This window comes from Psychrobacter sp. 1U2 (assembly GCF_051847575.1).
Window position 1 is genome coordinate 1 of record NZ_JBPYDC010000849.1, and the last position, 805, is coordinate 805.

An 805-nucleotide genomic window follows, 5' to 3' on the forward strand; every position below is an offset into this window, starting at 1 on the left:
GGCTATGTGGGTAGATGATGAGACACATATGCATGCTGTAACGGCCGTTTCTGGTTCTGCACCAGCCTATGTGTTTTATTTTATTGAATCAATGATTGATGGCGCCGTGGCGCTCGGTCTGGACAAAGAGCAAGCCTCAGCTCTAGCTATGCAGACGGTACTAGGTGCAGCTAAAATGACTATCGAGAGTGATGATAGTCCAAGTGAGCTACGCCGTAAAGTCATGTCACCGAATGGCACCACACAAGCCGCTATCGAATCTATGCAAAGTAATGAGATTGGTCGCCAAATCGGCGAGGCCATGCAAGCTTGTTACGACCGTAGTCAAGCGCTTAGTACAGAAAACAAATAAGAATTTAGCCCAGTAAAATTCTCCTTTAATACAAATAAGCCACCATCTTAAAAATATTTATTCGTGGCACATTGAGTAGCGTTTTATGAACAACACGTTGTTGCAAATTTTTGACTTAGTGACTACCTTCGCTATGATGCTAGTATTTATCCGTTTTATGCTGCAGTTTGCTGGAATGGATGAGAGAAACCCTATGATTGCGCCTGCTTATAAGGCCACGCGCATTGTAGATACGTTTGGGCGTATTTTTCCGACAGTTGCGCAAGGGCGTATCAGTATTGCGGCCATCGTATTGATGTTTTTAATCCGTCTCGTTGATATCTCTGGCAAAGCGGCGCTGATGCATAAAGGTATTGCACCTGCGCCGTTGTTTTTTGCTGGTACCACCAGTTTGGTTTTAGACTTTTTGCGCATGTGTCGCTATTTGGTCATTGGTTCTATTATCGTAAGTTG

1 protein-coding gene and 1 pseudogene are annotated in these 805 nt (G+C 44.1%); both read left to right on the top strand.

Translation table 11 applies throughout. From position 1 onward, the window contains the following. On the top strand, nucleotides 1-352 hold a 352-nt coding region (locus tag ACS8FD_RS19105; protein ID WP_439277020.1), incomplete at its 5' end, for a pyrroline-5-carboxylate reductase family protein. 85 nt (nucleotides 353-437) lie between these two features. Next, nucleotides 438-805 (top strand): annotated as a pseudogene (locus ACS8FD_RS19110) (YggT family protein); the annotation flags it as partial.